The organism is Pseudomonas sp. SbOxS1 (genome assembly GCF_013416725.1).
Taxonomy (GTDB): domain Bacteria; phylum Pseudomonadota; class Gammaproteobacteria; order Pseudomonadales; family Pseudomonadaceae; genus Aquipseudomonas.
On sequence record NZ_JAAVXC010000004.1, the window covers coordinates 679,271 to 700,380 of the forward strand.

Here is a 21,110-nt window from a genome sequence, read left to right on the forward strand (position 1 = left end):
TCAAAATTCCTCTTGGATAGGTTATCAACCATTCCACCCGATCGAACGGGCGTTCAATTCTTCCCGAACCACCCTTGTTAGCTGCCGCACGTTACAGATAGAGCAGTGGGCGCCGACAAACGGTTTTCGAGGTGGCAAAAAGGGGGCCAAGCCCCCTTTTTGCTTACTGAGTCAACGCCAGGGCGTCAATTACTCAGCTGCAGCTGCCGGAGCTTCTTCAACGAAAACTTCGGTGCCGCCAGCAACATTGTTGCGACCACGGATAACAGCGTCAGCCATCGAACCCATGTACAGCTGGATAGCGCGGATTGCGTCATCGTTGCCTGGGATGATGTAGTCAACGCCTTCCGGGCTGCTGTTGGTATCGACTACGCCGATAACCGGGATGCCCAGCTTGTTGGCTTCGGTGATCGCGATGCGCTCGTGATCAACGTCGATAACGAACAGAGCGTCTGGCAGACCGCCCATGTCCTTGATACCACCCAGGGAACGATCCAGCTTTTCCAGGTCACGGGAGCGCATCAGCGCTTCTTTCTTGGTCAGCTTGGCGAAAGTACCGTCTTCGGCTTGTACTTCAAGGTCACGCAGACGCTTGATGGAAGCACGGATGGTTTTGAAGTTGGTCAGCATGCCGCCCAACCAGCGGTGATCGACGTACGGCGAACCGCAACGTGCTGCTTCTTCAGCAACGATCTTGCCAGCGGAACGCTTGGTGCCGACGAACAGAATCTTGTTTTTGCCCTGGGCCAGGCGCTCTACGAAAGTCAGAGCTTCGTTGAACATTGGCAGGGTTTTTTCAAGGTTGATGATGTGGATCTTGTTACGCGCGCCGAAAATGTATTTACCCATTTTCGGGTTCCAGTAACGGGTCTGGTGACCGAAGTGCACACCGGCCTTCAGCATATCGCGCATGTTGACTTGGGACATGATAGTTCCTTAATAAGTCGGGTTTGGCCTCCACGTATCCCAATGACCAACCACCAGCATTTCGCTTGCGGCACCCAGGTCATCGTGTCGACACGTGTGTGGATTTAAGCTTTTCGGGGCATCCCCGGAAAGCGGCGCATTTTATACCACAGGGCAGGAAAAAACGGAACCCGGATTCTGAAATCAAGGCAAACGCACGCCGCCATCCCTTGGAATCGGCCCAGAATGCGCCATTCTATAGAGAGAAGCGATCTACAGAGCCGCGGATTTGCGTTGATCGTCTGTTAGAATCGCGTTTTTCAGGGCTGCGAAGATCGATCGCGCAACGCCCTTTTCGTTTAGAAAGCGCCATTGAGCGCAGAGAGAGCCTGTATGACCGTCACCCTCAAAACCCCCGAGGACATCGCAAAAATGCGCATCGCCGGCAAACTGGCCGCCGATGTGCTGGAAATGATTGCCGAATATGTCAAACCGGGCGTCACCACCGATCAACTGAACCAGATCTGTCACGACTATATCGTCAATGAACAGAAGGCCATCCCTGCCCCGCTGAACTACAAGGGCTATCCGAAGTCGATCTGCACCTCGATCAACCATGTGGTCTGCCACGGTATCCCGAACGACAAGCCGCTCAAGGATGGCGATACCCTGAACATCGACGTCACCGTCATCAAGGACGGTTACCACGGCGACACCAGCCGCATGTTCCACGTCGGCACCGTGCCGGTCTGGGCCGAGCGCCTGTCGCAAGTGACCCAGGAATGCATGTACAAGGCCATTGAGATCGTCAAGCCCGGCTGCCGCCTGGGCGACATCGGTGAAATCATCCAGAAGCACGCCGAGAAAAACGGCTTTTCGGTGGTTCGCGAGTTCTGCGGCCACGGCATCGGCAAGGTGTTCCATGAAGAGCCGCAGATCCTGCACTACGGCCGTGCCGGCACCGGCATGGAACTGAAGGCCGGCATGACCTTCACCATCGAGCCGATGATCAACCAGGGCCGCGCCGACACCAAGGTGCTGGGCGATGGCTGGACCGCGATCACCAAGGACCGCAAGCTGTCGGCCCAGTGGGAACACACCCTGCTGGTGACCGAAACCGGCTACGAGATCTTCACCCTGCGCAGCGATGACACCATCCCCCGCGTTTCGGCCTGATCCCGTCACCGTACCCAGCCTATAGAAAGGAAAGCAATCGATGCCGCAGGTGGATCCCGAACTCTTCGATCGTGGCCAGTTCCAGGCTGAACTGGCCCTGAAGGCCAGCCCGATCGCGGCCTTCAAGAAGGCGATCCGCCAGGCCCGCGAAGTGCTCGATGGGCGCTTTCGCAACGGCCGGGACATTCGCCGGCTGATCGAGGACCGTGCCTGGTTCGTCGATAACATCCTGCAAAAGGCCTGGGACCAGTTCAATTGGAGTGAAGACGCCGATATCGCGCTGGTCGCGGTCGGCGGCTACGGTCGTGGCGAGCTGCACCCTTACTCCGACATCGATCTGCTGATCCTGCTGGACAGTGCGGACCACGAAGTTTTCCGTGATCCCATCGAGCGTTTCCTGACCCTGCTGTGGGACATCGGCCTGGAAGTCGGCCAGAGCGTGCGTTCGGTCGACGAGTGCGCCGAGGAAGCCCGCGCCGACCTGACGGTCGTGACCAACCTGATGGAAAGCCGCACCATCACCGGCCCCGAACACCTGCGCCAGCGCATGCTGGATGTCACCAGCACCGCGCACATGTGGCCGAGCAAGGACTTTTTCCTGGCCAAGCGCGCCGAGCAGAAAGCCCGGCACCACAAGTACAACGACACCGAGTACAACCTGGAACCCAACGTCAAGGGCTCGCCCGGCGGCCTGCGGGATATCCAGACGATTCTCTGGGTAGCCCGTCGCGAGTACGGCACCCTGAACCTGCGGGCTCTGGCCGGCGAAGGCTTCCTGGTCGAAAGCGAGAACGCCCTGCTGGCCTCCTCCCAGGAGTTCCTGTGGAAGGTGCGTTACGCGCTGCACATGCTCGCCGGACGCTCCGAAGACCGCCTGCTGTTCGATCACCAGCGCACCATTGCCGGGCTGCTGGGATTCCAGGGCGACGACGCCAAGCAAGCCGTCGAAAACTTCATGCAGCAGTATTTCCGCGTGGTAATGAGCATTGCCCAGCTCAGCGACCTGATCATCCAGCACTTCGAGGAAGTCATCCTCGCGCCGGAGGATGCCGCGCCGCCACAACCGGTCAACTCGCGATTCCAGTTGCACGACGGCTACATCGAGGCGCGCAACGACAACGTGTTCCGCCGCACGCCGTTCGCCATGCTCGAGATCTTCGTGCTGATGGCCCAGCAACCGGAAATCAAGGGGGTGCGGGCCGATACCATTCGTCTGCTGCGCGAGAATCGGCACCTGATCAACGACGACTTCCGCAACGACATACGCAACACCAGCCTGTTCATCGAGCTGTTCAAATGCAAGATCGGCATCCACCGCAACCTGCGCCGGATGAACCGCTACGGCATTCTCGGGCGTTATCTGCCGGAATTCGGCTTCATCGTCGGCCAGATGCAGCACGACCTGTTCCACATCTATACGGTGGACGCCCACACCCTGAACCTGATCAAGCACCTGCGTAAGCTGCAGTACACCCAGGTCTCGGAAAAATTCCCGCTGGCCAGCAAGCTCATGGCCAAGCTGCCCAAGCCTGAACTGATCTACCTGGCGGGCCTGTACCACGACATTGGCAAGGGCCGGCATGGCGATCACTCGGAAATCGGCGCGGTCGATGCCGAGGCCTTTTGCCAACGCCATCAACTGCCGGTGTGGGACAGCCGCCTGATCGTCTGGCTGGTGCAAAACCACCTGGTGATGTCGACCACGGCCCAGCGCAAGGATTTGTCCGACCCGCAGGTGATCCATGATTTCGCCCAGACCGTGGGCGATGAAACCCGCCTCGACTACCTGTACGTGCTGACGGTCGCCGACATCAATGCCACCAACCCGACCCTGTGGAACTCCTGGCGGGCCAGCCTGCTGCGCCAGCTCTACACCGAAACCAAGCGCGCCCTGCGTCGCGGCCTGGAAAACCCGGTGGACCGCGAAGAGCAGATCCGCCAGACCCAGAGCGCCGCGCTGGACATCCTGGTGCGCGGTGGTACCGATCCGGACGACGTCGAGCAATTGTGGGCGCAACTGGGGGATGACTATTTCCTGCGCCACACCGCCGGCGACGTCGCCTGGCACAGCGATGCGATCCTCCAGCAGCCAGCCGACGGCGGACCGCTGGTGCTGATCAAGGAAACCACCCAACGCGAGTTCGAGGGCGGCACGCAGATCTTCATCTACGCACCGGACCAGCACGATTTCTTCGCCGTGACCGTGGCCGCGATGGACCAGCTCAACCTGAACATCCATGACGCCCGGGTCATCACCTCCAGCAGCCAGTTCACCCTCGACACCTACATTGTGCTCGACACCGACGGCGACTCGATCGGCGACAATCCGGCGCGGGTCAAGCAGATCCGTGACGGCCTTACCGAAGCCCTGCGCAATCCGGACGACTACCCGACCATCATCCAGCGTCGAGTGCCGCGCCAGCTCAAGCACTTCGCCTTTGCGCCACAGGTGACGATCCACAACGACGCCCAGCGTCCGGTGACCGTGCTGGAACTGACCGCCCCCGATCGCCCTGGCCTGCTGGCACGGGTCGGGACGATCTTCCTGGAGTTCGACCTGTCGCTGCAGAACGCTAAGATCGCCACCCTTGGCGAGCGCGTGGAAGACGTGTTCTTCATCACCGACGCGAACAACCAGCCGCTGTCGGACCCGTTGCTGTGCAGTCGCTTGCAGGACGCAATCGTCGAACAATTGAGCGTCAACCAGGAACCCGATATCAAACTGTCGCGCATCAGTATCTGAATCTACCAATATCCCCCTGTTGGAGCGGATGACTGTGGCGAGGGGATTTAGCGAAACGTCGCACCGCCCCGTTGGGTCGCGAAGCGGCCCCAAAACTAGCCAACCGCATGCTCCAGATACATCTGGCTGGCTGGTTTTACGACTGCTTCGCAGCCGAACGGGGATAAATCCCCTCGCCACAGAGCTCGCTCCCACATTGAAAGAGGCCCCCATGAACAACGCTCTGTCCCAGCTCCAGCCCTACCCGTTCGAGAAACTCCGCGCCCTGCTCGGCAGCGTCACGCCCAACCCGGACAAGCGCCCTATCGCGCTGTCGATCGGCGAACCGAAACACCGTTCGCCGAGCTTCGTCGCCGAAGCGCTGGCCAGTAATCTGGAAAAGATGGCGGTGTACCCGACCACACTCGGTATCCCGGAGCTGCGCGAGGCCATCGCTGCCTGGTGTGAACGTCGTTTCAACGTTCCGAACGGCTGGATCGACCCGGCGCGCAACGTGCTGCCGGTCAACGGTACCCGTGAAGCGCTGTTCGCGTTCACCCAGACCGTGGTCAACCGTGGCGACGACGCACTGGTGGTCAGCCCGAACCCCTTCTATCAAATCTACGAAGGCGCCGCGTTCCTCGCCGGAGCCAAGCCGCACTACCTGCCGTGCCTCGATGAAAACGGCTTCAACCCGGATTTCGATGCCGTTTCCCCGGACATCTGGAAACGCTGCCAGATCCTGTTCCTGTGCTCGCCGGGTAACCCGACCGGCGCGCTGATTCCGGTCGAGACCCTGAAAAAGCTGATCGCCCTGGCCGATGAATACGACTTCGTGATCGCGGCGGACGAGTGCTACAGCGAACTGTACTTCGACGAACAAACCCCACCGCCAGGCCTGCTCAGCGCCTGCGCGGAACTGGGCCGCAAGGACTTCAAGCGCTGCGTGGTATTCCACAGCCTGTCCAAGCGCTCCAACCTGCCGGGCCTGCGTTCCGGTTTTGTTGCCGGTGACGCGGACATCCTCAAGGGCTTCCTGCTCTATCGCACCTACCACGGCTGCGCGATGCCGGTTCAGACCCAACTGGCCAGCGTTGCTGCGTGGAATGACGAAGTGCATGTACGTGCCAACCGTGCGCTGTATCGCGAGAAGTTCGACGCCGTACTGGAAATCCTCAGCCCGGTCCTGGACGTACAACGCCCCGATGGCAGTTTCTACCTGTGGCCGAATGTGGCTGGCGACGACGCAGCCTTTTGCCGCGACCTGTTCGAGCAGGAGCATGTGACCGTGGTGCCGGGCTCCTACCTGTCGCGGGATGTCGATGGCGTCAATCCGGGTGCCGGGCGTGTGCGCATGGCGCTGGTAGCGCCATTGGCCGAGTGTGTGGAAGCGGCCGAGCGGATTCGCGATTTCATCCAGCGTCGCGGGTAACCGCCCGTCACTTCACCTGACCGAGCTTGGCTTCACTCAAGTCAAGCTCCCCCAGGACCTCGCGCAACACGTCATCGCCGATCTGGTGCTGACGACTCAGGCTGTACAACTCCAGGCGCTGCGCCCGCAGCGCCTTCAAGCGCAAACGCCGCTCCAGCAAATCCATCTGAAACGCCAGTGCCTGGGCTTCGGCCGAGTCATTAAATACCTCCAGCTGATGCCGATACTCGGACATGATCCGCGCCTTGAGTTCTGCCGCCAGCGCCGCTTGAGCGGCGTCTTGCGGGTTGACCTCTTCGGTTTCAAGGGCATGAATGGCCGCTTCGGCGGTCTTGCGCCAGGCCTCGTGCACCTCATTGCGGCGTTTGTCGTCCGGGCTTTTCTCGACGCCACGCAGCAGCAGGGGCAAGGCCACGCATGCGGCGATCAACGACAGCAGGATCACCCCGGCAGCAATGAAGATCAGCAGGTCACGCTCGGGAAACGCGTCGGCCCCCATCAGCATCGGCACCGACATCACACCGGCCAGCGTCACCGCCCCGCGCACGCCACCCACGGTCAGCAACCAGCAGGAACGCGCACTCGGCACCCGGGTGATCTCGTCCTTGCCGCGCCAGCGCCGCAACAGAATGGACAGGCGCCAGATGCTCTGCACCCAGACGAACCGCAGCACCAGCAGCACCAGGAAAATCGCCAGCACATCGACGCAGCGATAGAGCAGCGTCGGCCACAGCGAGGCCTCATGACTGGCCACGGCCTTGATGATGTCCGGCAACTGCAAGCCCAGCAGCAGGAAAATCAAGCCATTGAAGGCAAATTCAAGCAATGACCAGACACTGCGATTGAGCAGCCGCGTATTGGTCTGGCGCGGCAGCAGATCGAGCCAGCTTTGCATCATCCCCGCCGCTACCGCCGACAGGATGCCCGACGCCCCCACGCGCTCGGCGAGCACATAGGCGGCAAACGGCAGCAACAACATGAAGACGACGTGGGTGGCCGGGTCATCCCAGCCACGGGCAATCATCCACGAGCGCAGGCGTCCCACCAGCCAGCTCAAGGCCACGCCAATGGCCAGGCCACCGACCGCCACCAGGACAAAGGTGACACTGGCGTTGGCCAGCGAAAACGCCCCGGTCACAGCGGCCACCAGGGCGAACTTGAATGTCACCAGGCCCGAGGCATCGTTCATCAAGGCCTCGCCCTGCAGGATGTGCATCAAGGGCGTTGGCAAGCGATTCTGGGAGATCGCCGACACCGCCACGGCGTCCGTGGGCGACAGCACCGCAGCCAGCGCAAACGCCACCGGCAGCGGGATACTCGGCAGCAACCAGTGAATGAAATACCCGGCACCGACCACGGTAAACAGCACCAAACCCACGGCCAGGGTCAGGATCGGTCCGCGCAGGCGCCAGAACTCTCGCTTGGGCATGCGCCAACCGTCGGAAAACAACAAGGGCGGCAGGAACAGGAACAGAAACAATTCCGGGTCCAGCGCCACATGCAGGCCGAGGGTCGGCCACGCGAGCAAGGCACCCGCGGCAATTTGCACCAACGGCAATGGCAACGGAATCACCCGCCCGAGCAAGCGCGAAACGCCCACCAGCATCAACAGGATCAGAACGGTGTAGGCGGTTTGCATAAAACGTGTTTCCCGGACAATCGACAGCATTGAAGTGCCATATTAGACGCTTAGACTGAGCGTGACCCTTGCACCAATGTCGCACGCCGCCACGCCAGGGGCTCTGGTGTCATGCCATGGCACAAAGACAAACCTGACCACAGCCGCCGCGAAACCGTCCGGTCATGGCATAATCCGGCACCTTTTATTTCCGACACCTGTAAAGGGGGCGATTCCTTGACCGTTTCAAGTAAAACGTTGCACCTTTTCGGCATCAAAGCCTGCGACACCATGAAAAAGGCGCGCACCTGGCTCGATGAACACGCTGTCAGCTATGACTTTCATGATTACAAGGCGGTCGGTATCGACCGTGAACACCTGACCCAATGGTGCAACGAGCACGGCTGGGAAGTGGTGTTGAACCGTGCAGGCACGACCTTTCGCAAGCTCGACGACGAACGCAAAGCCGATCTCGACCAGTCGAAAGCCATCGAACTGATGCTCGCACAACCTTCGATGATCAAGCGCCCGGTGCTCGATCTCGGTGACCGAACCCTGATTGGCTTCAAGCCAGATATCTACGCGGCCGCGCTCAATTAAGCAGCCCGTTTCAATTTGCTAGAGGTATCAACATGTCCACTACCCCGTTCAGCCTGGCCTTTGGTGTCGGCACTCAAAACCGTCAAGGCGCCTGGCTGGAAGTGTTCTACGCACAGCCACTGCTCAACCCGTCGGCCGAACTGGTCGCTGCCATTGCGCCGATCCTGGGCTACACCGAAGGCAACCAGGCCATCACCTTCACCACCGCGCAAGCTTCGCAACTGGCTGAAGCGGTAAAAGGCGTCGACGCTGCCCAGGCGGCCCTGCTGACCCGCCTGGCCGAAAGCCACAAGCCGCTGGTCGCCACCATCCTGGCCGAAGACGCGCAACTGACCTCCACGCCTGAGGCCTACCTCAAGCTGCACCTGCTGTCCCATCGCCTGGTCAAGCCACACGGCCTGAACCTGGCTGGCGTGTTCCCGCTGCTGCCAAACGTAGCCTGGACCAGCCAAGGCGCCATCGACCTGTCCGAACTGGCCGAACATCAACTCGAAGCCCGCCTGCGCGGCGAGCTGCTGGAAGTGTTCTCGGTGGACAAGTTCCCGAAAATGACCGACTACGTGGTACCGGCTGGCGTGCGTATCGCTGACGCCGCGCGCCTGCGCCTGGGCGCCTACGTGGGCGAAGGCACCACCGTGATGCACGAAGGCTTCATCAACTTCAACGCCGGCACCGAAGGCCCGGGCATGATCGAAGGCCGCGTCTCTGCTGGCGTATTCGTCGGCAAGGGTTCGGACCTGGGCGGCGGTTGCTCGACCATGGGCACCCTGTCGGGTGGTGGCAACATCGTGATCAAGGTTGGCGAAGGCTGCCTGATCGGCGCCAACGCCGGTATCGGCATCCCGTTGGGCGACCGCAACACCGTTGAGTCGGGCCTGTACGTGACGGCCGGCACCAAGGTGGCGCTGCTGGACGAGAACAACGAGCTGGTCAAAGTCGTGAAGGCCCGTGAACTGGCTGGCCAGACCGACCTGCTGTTCCGTCGCAATTCGCAAACCGGTGCCGTGGAATGCAAAACCCACAAATCGGCCATCGAACTGAACGAAGCGCTGCACGCTCACAACTAAGCGTCGCACGATCACCTCTAATCCCGTAGGAGCGAGGCTTGCCCGCGAAGCTTTTGGCGGCTTCAAGGGCCCCTTCGCGAGCAAGCTTCGCTCCTACAGGGTCAGCAGGGTCAGGCGTACACCCGCCCATGTTCACCAGGGCCGAACAGCATGATGATTCTCTCCCCGTGGCGCGCCGATTTCCCGGCCATCGCCGCCCTGCAACGGCAAGGCCAGACCTATCTGGACAACGCCGCCACCACGCAAAAACCTCAAGCGCTCCTCGATGCCCTGGCGCATTACTACGCCAATGGCGCGGCCAACGTGCATCGGGCGCAACACCTGCCCGGCGCCCACGCCACCCAGGCGTTCGAGGACAGCCGCCGCAAAGCCGCGCAGTGGCTCAACGCCAGTGACAGTGGGCAGATCATCTTCACCCACGGCGCGACCTCTGCGCTGAACCTCCTGGCCTATGGCCTGGAACCTCTTTTCAATCCAGGCGATGAAATTGTCATCAGCGCCCTGGAACACCACGCCAACCTGCTGCCATGGCAACAACTGGCGCACCGTCGCAACCTGAAACTGGTGATCCTGCCACTGGATGCCGACGGCGTGATCGACCTCCAGGCCGCCACGAATTTGATCGGCCCGCGCACGCGGCTGCTGGCGGTCAGCCAGTTGTCCAACGTGATCGGCGCCTGGCAACCGCTGCCTGCGCTGCTGGCAATGGCCAAGGCGCACAACGCGTTGACCGTGATCGACGGCGCCCAGGGCGTGGTCCATGGCCGGCATGACGTGCAGGCACTGGGGTGCGATTTTTACGTTTTTTCCAGCCACAAGCTCTATGGTCCCGATGGCCTGGGTGTGTTGTTCGGACGCAACGAAGCCCTGCAACAACTACGCCCCTGGCAATTCGGCGGTGAGATGGTGTTGGACGCCAACTACCACGACGCACGCTTTCGCCCGGCCCCGCTGGGTTTCGAGGCGGGTACACCGCCGGTTTCCAGCGTCATTGGCCTGGGGGCAACCCTGGATTACCTTGCCGGGCTCGACCAGCAGGCCGTATCCGCCCACGAATCGGCGCTGCATGACTGCTTGCTCAAGGGCCTCGATGCGCGCAACGGCATCCGCCTGCTGGGCAAGCCGCAAGTGGCCCTGGCGAGTTTTACCATCGAGGGTGTACATAACTCGGATCTGGCGCACCTGCTGACCGAACAAGGCATTGCGGTGCGCGCCGGTCATCACTGCGCCATGCCGCTGCTGAAAAGCCTGCACCTGGCCGGAGCGATCCGGGTGTCGTTGGCGCTGTACAACGATTCCGAAGACCTGGAGCGGTTCTTTGAAGCGCTGGATCAGGCGCTGGAGCTACTGCGATGAACCTTCCCGCTGAAGCCGTGGCCGCGCTGCAAGCCTTTCAAGATCTGCCGGGCTGGGAACAACGGGCGCGCCTGCTGATGCAGTGGGGCGAACGCCTGCCGACACTGAGCGAAGTGGAAATGTGTGACACCAACCGCGTGCATGGCTGTGAAAGCCAGGTGTGGCTGGTGGGCGAGTTGAAGGATGGCCACTGGCTGTTCAAGGCCAACAGTGATGCACGCTTGATTCGCGGCTTGGTGGCGTTGCTGTTGGCGCGGGTCAACGGGTTGTCGGCGGCTGAGCTGAAGCAGGTGGATTTGGCAGACTGGTTCAATCAGCTGGGGTTGGGTCGCCAGTTGTCGCAGTCGCGCAGCAATGGCCTCAATGCCGTATTACAACGAATGAATGAGTTGGCGGGTTGATCGCCTTCGCGAGCAGGCTCGCTCCCACATTGGAATGCATTCCCCTGTGGGAGCGAGCCTGCTCGCGATGAGGCCATCAGCAACAACCCTCAAACCTGAGGTTTAACCCGCTCCGCCGGCCGCCGCACCCCCGCCACAATCTTGTCCACCGCCTTGGTCGCCGCGACCATGCCAAAGGTCGCCGTCACCATCATCACCGCGCCAAAGCCACCGGCGCAGTCAAGCTTCACACCATCGCCGACAAAACTCTTCTGCAAACAAATGCTGCCATCGGGTTTCGGGTAGCGCAGTTGCTCGGTGGAGAACACGCACGGCACGCTGTAATGACGGGTCACGGTGCGCGAGAAGCCGTAGTCGCGGCGCAAGGTGGAGCGCACTTTCGAAGCCAGCGGATCATTGAACGTGCGGTTGAGGTCGCAGACCTGGATCAGCGTCGGGTCGATCTGCCCGCCCGCGCCGCCGGTGGTGATGATCTGGATCTTGCGCCGCTTGCACCAGGCAATCAGCGCCGCCTTGGCGTTGACGCTGTCGATGCAGTCGATCACGCAATCGATGTTCGGGGTGATGTATTCGGCCATGGTCTCGCGGGTGACGAAATCCGGCACCGCGTGCACTGTGCAATCCGGGTTGATCCCGCGCAGGCGCTCGGCCATCACTTCGACCTTGGGTTTGCCGACGGTGCTGTCCAGCGCGTGCAACTGACGGTTGGCGTTGCTGACGCAAACATCGTCCAGGTCGAACAGGGAAATCTCGCCAACACCGCAACGGGCCATGGCTTCCGCCGCCCAGGAGCCGACGCCACCGACGCCGACAATCGCCACGTGCGCCGCGCGCAAGCGTTCAAGGCCCTCGATGCCATACAAACGGGCGATGCCTGCAAACCGCGGATCTTCTGTACTCATGACCATCACCTCAAAAACCGGCGCGCAGTATAGGGCTTCGCGGCACTAAATTTTAGGCTTCAAGCGGTAAGTGTAAGAACTTATGTGAAATCAAATTGCCCAATGTCGGGTAATTCCCTGTCCGCTATAGGCTCAGAGAATGCCTAGTGTAGGATTCGCGCCCCTTGGCGGTCCGACCGTTCCTTCGTTCCACAGTCTTTGGAACCCGAAATAACTATGTCATCGCGTAAATTTGGACTCAACCTGGTGGTGGTGCTCGCCATCGCTGCCTTGTTTACCGGCTTCTGGGCGTTGATCAATCGCCCGGTGACCGCTCCCAACTGGCCTGAGCAGATCTCCGGCTTCTCGTACTCGCCATTCCAGCAGGGTCAATTCCCTCAGAAGGAACAGTATCCGACCGACGATCAGATGCGTCGCGACCTGGAGATCATGAGCAAGCTGACGGACAACATCCGTACTTACTCGGTCGACGGCACGCTGGAGAACATCCCCAAATTGGCGGAAGAGTTCGGCCTGCGGGTGACACTGGGGATCTGGATCAGCCCGGACCAGGAACGCAACGAACGGGAAATCACCCGCGCCATCGAAATTGCCAATTCTTCGCGCAGCGTCGTGCGCGTCGTTGTAGGCAACGAAGCGATTTTCCGTAAGGAAATCACCGCTGCCGAACTGAGCGTGATCCTTGATCGCGTCCGCGCAGCAGTGAAGGTGCCGGTGACCACATCCGAACAGTGGCACGTATGGGAAGAACACCCGGAACTGGCCAAGCACGTCGACCTGATCGCCGCCCACGTGCTGCCCTACTGGGAATTCATCCCGATGGACAAGGCCGGGCAGTTCGTCCTCGACCGCGCCCGGGACCTGAAAAAGATGTTCCCGAAAAAACCGCTGCTGCTGTCCGAAGTGGGCTGGCCGAGCAATGGCCGTATGCGCGGGGGCGCCGATGCGTCGCCAGCAGACCAGGCGATCTATCTGCGCACCCTGGTCAACAAGCTCAACCGCCAGGGCTTCAACTATTTCGTGATCGAAGCCTTCGACCAGCCGTGGAAGGCCAGTGACGAAGGTTCGGTAGGCGCTTACTGGGGTGTGTTCAACGCCGCGCGCCAGCAGAAATTCAACTTCGAAGGCCCGGTGGTCGCCATTCCGCAATGGCGCGTGCTGGCCATCGGTTCGGTGGTATTGGCGCTGCTGTCGCTGACCCTGCTGATGATCGACGGCTCGGCCCTGCGCCAGCGTGGCCGCACCTTCCTGACCTTTATCGCGTTCCTCTGCGGTTCGGTGCTGGTGTGGATCGGCTATGACTACAGCCAGCAATACAGCACCTGGTTCAGCCTGACGGTGGGGTTCCTGCTCGCCCTCGGCGCGCTCGGGGTGTTCATCGTGTTGCTGACCGAGGCCCATGAACTGGCCGAAGCGGTGTGGATCCACAAGCGGCGCCGGGAATTCCTGCCGGTGGTCGGCGATTCCAGCTATCGCCCGAAAGTCTCGATCCATGTGCCGTGCTACAACGAGCCACCGGAGATGGTCAAACAGACCCTCAACGCCCTGGCCAACCTCGATTATCCGGACTTCGAAGTCCTGATTATCGACAACAACACCAAGGACCCGGCGGTCTGGGAACCGGTGCGCGACTACTGCGAAACCCTCGGCCCGCGCTTCAAGTTCTTCCACGTCGCGCCGTTGGCCGGCTTCAAGGGCGGCGCGCTGAACTACCTGATCCCGCACACCGCCAAGGATGCCGAAGTGATCGCGGTGATCGACTCCGATTACTGCGTGCACCCCCACTGGCTCAAGCACATGGTGCCGCACTTTGCCGATCCGAAGATCGCCGTGGTGCAGTCGCCGCAGGATTACCGCGACCAGAACGAAAGCACCTTCAAGAAGCTCTGCTACGCGGAATACAAGGGCTTCTTCCATATCGGCATGGTTACCCGTAACGACCGTGACGCGATCATCCAGCACGGCACCATGACCATGACCCGGCGCTCGGTACTCGAAGAACTGGGCTGGGCCGACTGGTGCATCTGCGAAGACGCCGAACTGGGCCTGCGGGTGTTCGAAAAAGGCCTGTCGGCGGCGTACTACCACGACAGCTACGGCAAGGGCCTGATGCCCGATACCTTCATCGACTTCAAGAAACAGCGGTTCCGCTGGGCCTATGGCGCGATCCAGATCATCAAGCGTCACACCGGCAGCCTGCTGCGCGGCAAGGACACCGAGCTGACCCGCGGCCAGCGCTACCACTTCCTCGCGGGCTGGTTGCCGTGGGTCGCGGATGGCATGAACATATTCTTCACCGTCGGCGCGCTGTTATGGTCGGCGGCGATGATCATCGTGCCGCAGCGGGTCGATCCGCCGCTGCTGATTTTCGCGATCCCGCCGTTGGCGCTGTTCGTGTTCAAGGTCGGCAAGATCATCTTCCTCTACCGTCGCGCCGTCGGCGTGAACCTCAAGGATGCGTTCTGCGCGGCGCTGGCGGGACTCGCGTTGTCGCACACCATTGCCAAAGCGGTGCTGTACGGTTTCTTCACCAGCAGCATTCCGTTCTTCCGCACACCGAAGCACGCCGATAACCACGGCTTCTGGGTGGCGATTTCGGAGGCCCGCGAAGAGGTGTTCATCATGCTGTTGCTGTGGGGTGCGGCGCTGGGGATCTTCCTGGTGAACGGTATGCCGAGCAACGACATGCGCTTCTGGGTGACCATGTTGCTGGTGCAGTCGCTGCCGTACCTGGCGGCGCTGATCATGGCGTTCCTTTCGTCGCTGCCCAAACCGGCCGCCGAAACCGAAACGGTGCCAGCGGTCTAAATCTTCACCGATGCACTAAACGGCGGCCAATGGTCGCCGTTTTGCTTTAAGATAACCGCCATTTTGCAGGGCCTCGCCCCATTGGCCTGCCCCAATACCTGTGGGAGCGAGCCTGCTCGCGATGAGGCCGTCACATTCAACATTTATGTTGACTGAGATTGCGCCTTCGCGAGCAGGCTCGCTCCCACATATACAGCTTCCGGAGTTTTTTCCATGACGGCCCACGCCGACCTTTCGCCGACCCTTCAACTCGCCATCGACCTGATCCGCCGTCCGTCCGTGACGCCGGTCGACGCCGATTGCCAGAAGCAGATGATGCAGCGCCTGGGCGATGCCGGTTTCATGCTGGAACCGATGCGCATCGAAGATGTGGATAACTTCTGGGCCACCCACGGCAAACACGATGGCCCGGTGCTGTGCTTCGCCGGTCACACCGACGTGGTGCCGACAGGTCCCGTGACCGCCTGGCAGATCGACCCGTTCAACGCGGTGATCGACGAACACGGCATGCTCTGCGGCCGTGGCGCGGCCGACATGAAAGGCAGCCTGGCCTCCATGACCGTAGCCGCCGAACGCTTCGTCGCCGACTACCCGGATCACAAGGGCAAGGTCGCGTTCCTGATCACCAGCGACGAAGAAGGCCCGGCGCACCACGGCACCAAGGCCGTGATTGAACGCCTCGTCGCGCGCAAGGAGCGTCTGGACTGGTGCATCGTCGGCGAACCGTCGAGCACCACCCTGGTCGGTGACGTGGTCAAAAATGGCCGTCGCGGCTCCCTTGGCGCCAAGCTGACCGTGCGCGGCGTGCAGGGCCACGTGGCCTATCCGCACCTGGCGAAGAACCCGATCCACCTCGCCGCTCCAGCCCTGGCGGAACTTGCCGCCGAGCATTGGGATCACGGCAACGATTTCTTCCCGCCGACCAGCTTCCAGATTTCCAACGTCAACTCCGGCACCGGCGCGACCAACGTCATCCCGGGCGACCTGGTTGCCGTGTTCAACTTCCGCTTCTCCACCGAGTCGACCGTCGAAGGCCTGCAAAAGCGCGTCGCCGACATCCTCGACAAGCATGGCCTGGACTGGCACATCGACTGGGCGCTGTCCGGCCTGCCGTTCCTCACCGAACCGGGTGCGCTGCTCGACGCCGTGTCGTCGAGCATCAAGGACATCACCGGTCGTGAAACCAAGGCCTCAACCAGTGGCGGCACCTCCGACGGTCGTTTCATCGCGACCATGGGCACGCAAGTGGTCGAGCTGGGTCCGGTCAACGCGACCATCCACCAGGTCAACGAGCGCGTGCTGGCGGCCGACCTCGATGTGTTGACCGAGATCTACTACCAGACCCTCGTCAAGTTGCTCGCCTGATGCTCGCTTGCCCGATCTGCAGCGAACCGCTCAACGCGGTGGACAACGGCGTGGCCTGCCCCGCCGGGCATCGTTTCGACCGTGCGCGCCAGGGTTACCTGAACCTGTTGCCGGTACAGCACAAGAACAGCCGCGACCCTGGGGATAACCAGGCGATGGTCGAAGCCCGCCGCGACTTCCTCAACGCCGGCCATTACGCGCCGGTGGCCAAGCGCCTGGCGCAGCTGGCGGCAGGTTACGCGCCACAGCGCTGGGTCGATATCGGTTGTGGCGAGGGCTATTACACCGCGCAAATCGCCGACGCCTTGCCGGACGCCGACGGCTACGCCTTGGACATTTCCCGGGAAGCGGTCAAGCGCGCCTGCAAACGCAACCCCAAGCTCACCTGGTTGATCGCCAGCATGGCCCGCGTGCCGCTGGCGTCGGGCAGCTGTCAGTTCCTGGCCAGCGTTTTCAGCCCGCTGGATTGGGAAGAAGCCAAGCGCCTGCTCAGCCCCGGCGGCGGCCTGATGAAAGTCGGACCGACCAGCGGCCACCTGATGGAGCTACGTGAGCGGCTGTACGACGAAGTCCGCGAGTACATCGACGACAAGCACCTGGATCTGGTGCCCGAAGGCATGGCACTGGCGCACAGCGAAACCCTGACATTCAAACTGACGCTTGCCAGTGGCCAGGACCGGGCGAACCTGCTGGCCATGACCCCCCACGGCTGGCGCGCCAGTGCCGAACGCCGGGCAGCGGTCATCGAGCAGGCCGAGCCTTTCGAGGTCACCGTGTCGATGCGCTACGATTATTTCGTACTTCAATAACTTCAACCCTTTTTGGCCTTGGGCAATGGCCCGAGGCCGGCTAAATCCGCGAATGGATTTTTCAGACACGCAGTGAGGACATCCATGCGCCAGCCCGATATCGAGATTTACCTGAAAGACGCCGACGTCGACCACAAGGCCATCTCGGCCTGGCTCGGCACGGCATTGGGCCCGTGCACCGACTGGGTGCAGAAAGGCCAGACCTACAAGTGCAAGGCCGGCAACGTGCCCGTGACCTGGTTGCCCAAGGCCGTAGGAAAGTGGAACAGCCTGTACCTGGAAAGCGACCAGACGCCGTGGGAAGACGACATCGCCTGCGCCCGCGCCGCCTTTGCCGCGCTGAACGTCGAAGTACGTTGCGCACCGGGTAGCTGGGTCGAGGAAGAGGGTGAGGAAACGGCAGATCGCTGGATTCGCATCAGTGCCGATGGTGAAGAAGAAATCACCTGGAAAACTGCTTAAAAGCTATACGCAAAACCTGTGGGAGCGAGCCTGCTCGCGATTGCGGTGGATCAGTCAACATTGATGTCGACTGACACGGCCTCATCGCGAGCAGGCTCGCTCCCACAGTGTTTTTGTGTGGTCTGAAGAATGGGTTTACAGCCCCACCACATCCTCAGCCTGCAACCCCTTCTCGCCGGTCACCACCCCGTACTCGACCTGCTGGCCTTCGGTCAGCGAGCGGTGCCCCTCACCGCGAATCGCGCGGTAGTGCACGAACACGTCCACCCCGTCCTCGCGTTGAATGAAGCCGTAGCCCTTGGCGTCGTTGAACCACTTCACATTGCCGGTTTCACGCGTTGCCATCTCAGTACCCCCTTGTTTTTATTTTGAGCGGCCGAGTATATGACAGGCACAGAAACTCTCAACTACAGATTGGTTGACTGCTTTTTTGCCGATTTTCGATGAATCCGGCACACTAACGCCCACCCGAGCAATTGCTCGGTTTTATCCACTCAAGCAGATGCCGTATGACCCGCTCCCCGCTCCGCCGTCTTGTGTTTGGCGCCCTGCGCCGACTGTTGTACCTCTGGGTTCGCTCGGAGACGATCAACCAGTCGTCGTTCACCCTCAACCTCGACCGCAGTCGTCCGGTGTTCTACGTCCTGCAAAATCCTTCGCTGACCGACCTCGCCGTGGTCGACACCGAATGCACCAAGGCCGGCCTGCCGCGTCCGGTGCTGCCCGTCTCGGTGGGCAACCTGCTGGAGCCGGCCGCGTTCTTCTACCTGACACCGGACCCGGACTGGCTCGGCCGCCAGGACAAGCGCGGCGCACCGCCCACCTTGACCCGCCTGGTCAGCGCCCTGAGCCAGAACGCCGCCGAAGACGCGCAGATCATTCCAGTCAGCGTGTTCTGGGGCCAGTCGCCGGACAGCGAAAACAGCCCGTGGAAACTACTGTTCGCCGATAGCTGGGCAGTCACCGGGCGCCTGCGCCGCCTGCTCAGCATCATCGTGCTAGGGCGCAAGACCCGCGTGCAATTCTCCGCCCCCATCCACCTGCGCGAACTGATCGAGCACAACAAGGGTCACGAGCGCACCGTGCGCATGGCCCAACGCATCCTGCGGGTGCATTTCCGCAACCTGAAGGCGGCGGTGATCGGCCCGGACATTTCCCACCGGCGCAACCTGGTCAAGGGCCTGGTCAACCAGCCACTGGTCAAGCAAGCGATCCTCGACGAAGCCGAGCGCGAGAACATCTCCCCGGAAAAAGCCAAGGCCCAGGCCCTGCGCTACGGTAACGAGATCGCCTCGGACTACACCTACACCGCGATCCGCTTCATGGAAGTAGTGCTGAGCTGGTTCTGGAACAAGATCTACGACGGCATCAAGGTCAACAACATCGAAGGCGTGCAGAAGGTGGCCCCGGGTTACGAAGTGATCTACGTACCCTGCCACCGCAGCCACATCGACTACCTGCTGCTGTCCTACCTGCTGTTTCGCAATGGCCTGACCCCGCCGCACATCGCCGCCGGGATCAACCTCAACATGCCCGGGATCGGCGGCCTGCTGCGGCGCGGCGGCGCGTTTTTCATGCGCCGTACCTTCAAGGGCAACCCGCTGTACACCTCGGTGTTCAACGAATACCTGCACACTCTGTTCACCAAGGGCTTCCCGGTGGAGTACTTCGTCGAAGGCGGCCGTTCGCGCACCGGGCGCATGCTGCAACCAAAGACCGGGATGCTGGCGATCACCTTGCGCAGCTTCCTGCGTTCGTCGCGCGTGCCCATCGTCTTCGTGCCGGTGTACATCGGCTACGAGCGCGTGCTGGAAGGCCGGACCTACCTGGGCGAACTGCGTGGCGCGAGCAAGAAGAAAGAATCGATCTTCGACATCTTCAAGGTCATCGGTGCGCTCAAGCAGCGCTTCGGTCAAGTCGCCGTGAACTTCGGTGAGCCGATCAAACTGGCGCAGTTCCTCGACAGTGAGCAGCCGGACTGGAGCGAACAGGAACTGGGGCCGCAGTTCAAACCGGCTTGGCTGAACGAAACCACCAACCGCCTCGGTGAAAAAGTCGCGCAGCACCTGAACGAAGCGGCGGCGATCAACCCGGTCAACCTGGTCGCGTTGGCGTTGCTGTCTACCAGTCGCCTGGCCCTGGACGATCGCGCCATGGCGCGGGTGCTTGATCTGTATCTGGCACTGTTGCGCAAGGTCCCGTATTCGCCACACACCACCCTGCCGGAAGGTGATGGCCGAGCGTTGATCGAGCACGTGAAGGACATGGACCTGCTGTCCGAACAGAGCGATGCGCTGGGCAAGATCCTGTATCTGGACGAGCAGAACGCCGTCCTGATGACCTACTACCGCAACAACGTGCTGCACATCTTCGCCCTGCCGGCACTACTGGCGAGTTTCTTCCAGAGCGCCTCGCGCATGAGCCGCGAACAGATCCTGCGCTACACCCGCGCGCTGTACCCCTACCTGCAAGCGGAGCTGTTCATTCGCTGGTCGCTGGACGAGCTGGACGCGGTGATCGACCAATGGCTGCAAGCATTCGTCGAGCAAGGCCTGCTGCGTTTCGAGAACGACGTCTACCTGCGTCCGGCGCCGAGTTCACGGCATTTCGTGCTGTTGACGCTGCTGTCGAAAAGCATCGCCCAGACCTTGCAGCGCTTCTACATGACCGTTTCCCTGCTGCTCAACAGCGGCCAGAACAGCATCAGCGCCGAAGAACTGGAAGACCTGTGCACGGTCATGGCCCAGCGCCTGTCGATCCTGCATGGCCTGAACGCCCCGGAATTCTTCGACAAGAGCCTGTTCCGCCACTTCATCCAGACCCTGCTCGACCTTGAAGTGCTCAAGCGCGATGAGGCAGGCAAGCTGGGTTATCACGAGCTACTCGGCGAACTGGCAGAAGGCGCGGCCAAGCGGGTATTGCCGGCGGAGATTCGTCTGTCGATCCGCCAGGTGGCGTTGCACCGCAGTGAAGATGCCGCCGACCAACCCGCAACGCCCGAACAAACCGTCTAGATTGATCAAGGCGCCAGTCGGTTCTGGCGCCCTCGATACGGAGATCTCCCGATGAAAAAACTATCCCTGATCGCTGCCGCCGTACTGCTTACAGCCTGCCAGCACCCGACTCCGGCGCCCAAGGCTTCCCTCGATGGAGAAGTGTTCTACCTGCAACGCATCGCGCTGCCACCGACGGCAATCCTCAGCGTCAGCCTGCAAGACATCTCACTCGCCGACGCCCCGGCGAAGGTCATTGACGAACAACGTGGCCCGGTCAAAGGCCAGGTGCCCCTGCCGTTCCACCTGAGCTACGACCCGCTGAAGATCGAGCCCAATCACCGTTACTCGATCAACGCACGCATCGAAGTCGATGGCAAACTGCTGTTCATCACCACCGAGAATCACGCCGTGCGCCTGGACGGGTCCGATCCACAGCCCGTGAAGGTCCGCGTTGACGCGGCCCGTTAAGTCTTTGAAAAAGGAAGTTGCC

General features: G+C 61.4%; 17 protein-coding genes. 13 read left to right on the forward strand and 4 right to left on the reverse strand.

Annotated features, from left to right (window positions below; translation table 11 throughout):
* Positions 1-189 precede the first annotated feature (189 nt).
* Positions 190-927: a 30S ribosomal protein S2 gene (gene rpsB / locus HFK74_RS09465; RefSeq protein ID WP_008057307.1), complete on the reverse strand. Its 738-nt coding sequence runs from the start codon at positions 925-927 to the stop codon at positions 190-192.
* Between the two features lie 372 nt (positions 928-1,299).
* On the opposite strand from rpsB, the gene map reads away from it, so the two are divergent.
* From map to dapC, 3 genes are all read left to right on the forward strand, one after another.
* The gene (gene map, locus HFK74_RS09470; RefSeq protein WP_008057306.1) at positions 1,300-2,082 is read left to right on the forward strand and encodes a type I methionyl aminopeptidase; all 783 of its coding nucleotides are present in this window, start codon (positions 1,300-1,302) and stop codon (positions 2,080-2,082) included.
* Positions 2,083-2,122: 40 nt separating this feature from the next.
* A complete protein-coding gene (locus HFK74_RS09475) occupies positions 2,123-4,825 on the forward strand; it encodes a [protein-PII] uridylyltransferase (RefSeq protein WP_180203261.1) in 2,703 nt (900 codons plus the stop codon).
* 211 nt (positions 4,826-5,036) lie between these two features.
* On the forward strand, positions 5,037-6,236 hold the full coding sequence (gene dapC / locus HFK74_RS09480) for a succinyldiaminopimelate transaminase (protein ID WP_180203262.1): 1,200 nt from the start codon (positions 5,037-5,039) through the stop codon (positions 6,234-6,236).
* Between the two features lie 7 nt (positions 6,237-6,243).
* Here dapC and HFK74_RS09485 read toward each other — a convergent pair whose 3' ends face one another.
* Positions 6,244-7,875, reverse strand: a complete 1,632-nt coding sequence (locus tag HFK74_RS09485) for a Na+/H+ antiporter (protein ID WP_180203263.1) — start codon at positions 7,873-7,875, stop codon at positions 6,244-6,246.
* Positions 7,876-8,091: 216 nt separating this feature from the next.
* On the opposite strand from HFK74_RS09485, the gene HFK74_RS09490 reads away from it, so the two are divergent.
* The 4 genes from HFK74_RS09490 to HFK74_RS09505 all read left to right on the forward strand — a co-directional run bounded on the left by HFK74_RS09490 (position 8,092) and on the right by HFK74_RS09505 (position 11,278).
* The gene (locus HFK74_RS09490; RefSeq protein ID WP_180203264.1) at positions 8,092-8,454 is read left to right on the forward strand and encodes an ArsC family reductase; all 363 of its coding nucleotides are present in this window, start codon (positions 8,092-8,094) and stop codon (positions 8,452-8,454) included.
* A gap of 32 nt (positions 8,455-8,486) precedes the next feature.
* On the forward strand, positions 8,487-9,521 hold the full coding sequence (gene dapD / locus HFK74_RS09495; protein ID WP_180203265.1) for a 2,3,4,5-tetrahydropyridine-2,6-dicarboxylate N-succinyltransferase: 1,035 nt from the start codon (positions 8,487-8,489) through the stop codon (positions 9,519-9,521).
* 150 nt (positions 9,522-9,671) lie between these two features.
* Positions 9,672-10,877, forward strand: a complete 1,206-nt coding sequence (locus HFK74_RS09500) for an aminotransferase class V-fold PLP-dependent enzyme (RefSeq protein WP_180203266.1) — start codon at positions 9,672-9,674, stop codon at positions 10,875-10,877.
* The gene (locus HFK74_RS09505) at positions 10,874-11,278 is read left to right on the forward strand and encodes a SufE family protein (protein ID WP_180203267.1); all 405 of its coding nucleotides are present in this window, start codon (positions 10,874-10,876) and stop codon (positions 11,276-11,278) included. The genes HFK74_RS09500 and HFK74_RS09505 overlap by 4 nt, the downstream gene beginning before the upstream one ends.
* An 89-nt stretch (positions 11,279-11,367) precedes the next feature.
* On the opposite strand, the gene tcdA is transcribed toward HFK74_RS09505, so the two are convergent.
* Positions 11,368-12,186: a tRNA cyclic N6-threonylcarbamoyladenosine(37) synthase TcdA gene (tcdA, locus tag HFK74_RS09510; RefSeq protein WP_180203268.1), complete on the reverse strand. Its 819-nt coding sequence runs from the start codon at positions 12,184-12,186 to the stop codon at positions 11,368-11,370.
* Between the two features lie 210 nt (positions 12,187-12,396).
* Between tcdA and HFK74_RS09515 the strand changes: the two genes are divergently transcribed.
* The 4 genes from HFK74_RS09515 (at position 12,397) to HFK74_RS09530 (ending at position 17,624) form a co-directional block, all read left to right on the forward strand.
* Positions 12,397-14,988: a glycosyltransferase gene (locus tag HFK74_RS09515; RefSeq protein WP_180203269.1), complete on the forward strand. Its 2,592-nt coding sequence runs from the start codon at positions 12,397-12,399 to the stop codon at positions 14,986-14,988.
* Between the two features lie 213 nt (positions 14,989-15,201).
* Entirely contained in the window at positions 15,202-16,353 is a 1,152-nt protein-coding gene (gene dapE, locus HFK74_RS09520) for a succinyl-diaminopimelate desuccinylase (RefSeq protein ID WP_160106794.1), read from the forward strand.
* Positions 16,353-17,162, forward strand: a complete 810-nt coding sequence (locus HFK74_RS09525; protein ID WP_180203270.1) for a putative RNA methyltransferase — start codon at positions 16,353-16,355, stop codon at positions 17,160-17,162. Before dapE ends, HFK74_RS09525 begins: the two co-directional genes overlap by 1 nt.
* 84 nt (positions 17,163-17,246) lie before the next feature.
* Positions 17,247-17,624 carry a hypothetical protein gene (locus HFK74_RS09530; protein WP_090316897.1) on the forward strand — a complete coding sequence of 126 codons (378 nt, stop codon included), beginning with the start codon at positions 17,247-17,249 and terminating at the stop codon, positions 17,622-17,624.
* Between the two features lie 135 nt (positions 17,625-17,759).
* Here the strand turns inward: HFK74_RS09530 and HFK74_RS09535 are convergent, their stop codons facing one another.
* Positions 17,760-17,969, reverse strand: coding sequence for a cold-shock protein (locus tag HFK74_RS09535; RefSeq protein ID WP_008035470.1), 210 nt, complete (start codon positions 17,967-17,969; stop codon positions 17,760-17,762).
* 164 nt (positions 17,970-18,133) lie between these two features.
* On the opposite strand from HFK74_RS09535, the gene plsB reads away from it, so the two are divergent.
* Positions 18,134-20,638, forward strand: coding sequence for a glycerol-3-phosphate 1-O-acyltransferase PlsB (plsB, locus tag HFK74_RS09540; protein ID WP_180203271.1), 2,505 nt, complete (start codon positions 18,134-18,136; stop codon positions 20,636-20,638).
* A 51-nt stretch (positions 20,639-20,689) separates the two neighbouring features.
* A complete protein-coding gene (locus HFK74_RS09545) occupies positions 20,690-21,088 on the forward strand; it encodes a YbaY family lipoprotein (RefSeq protein ID WP_008058778.1) in 399 nt (132 codons plus the stop codon).
* The last annotated feature ends 22 nt before the right edge of the window (positions 21,089-21,110 follow it).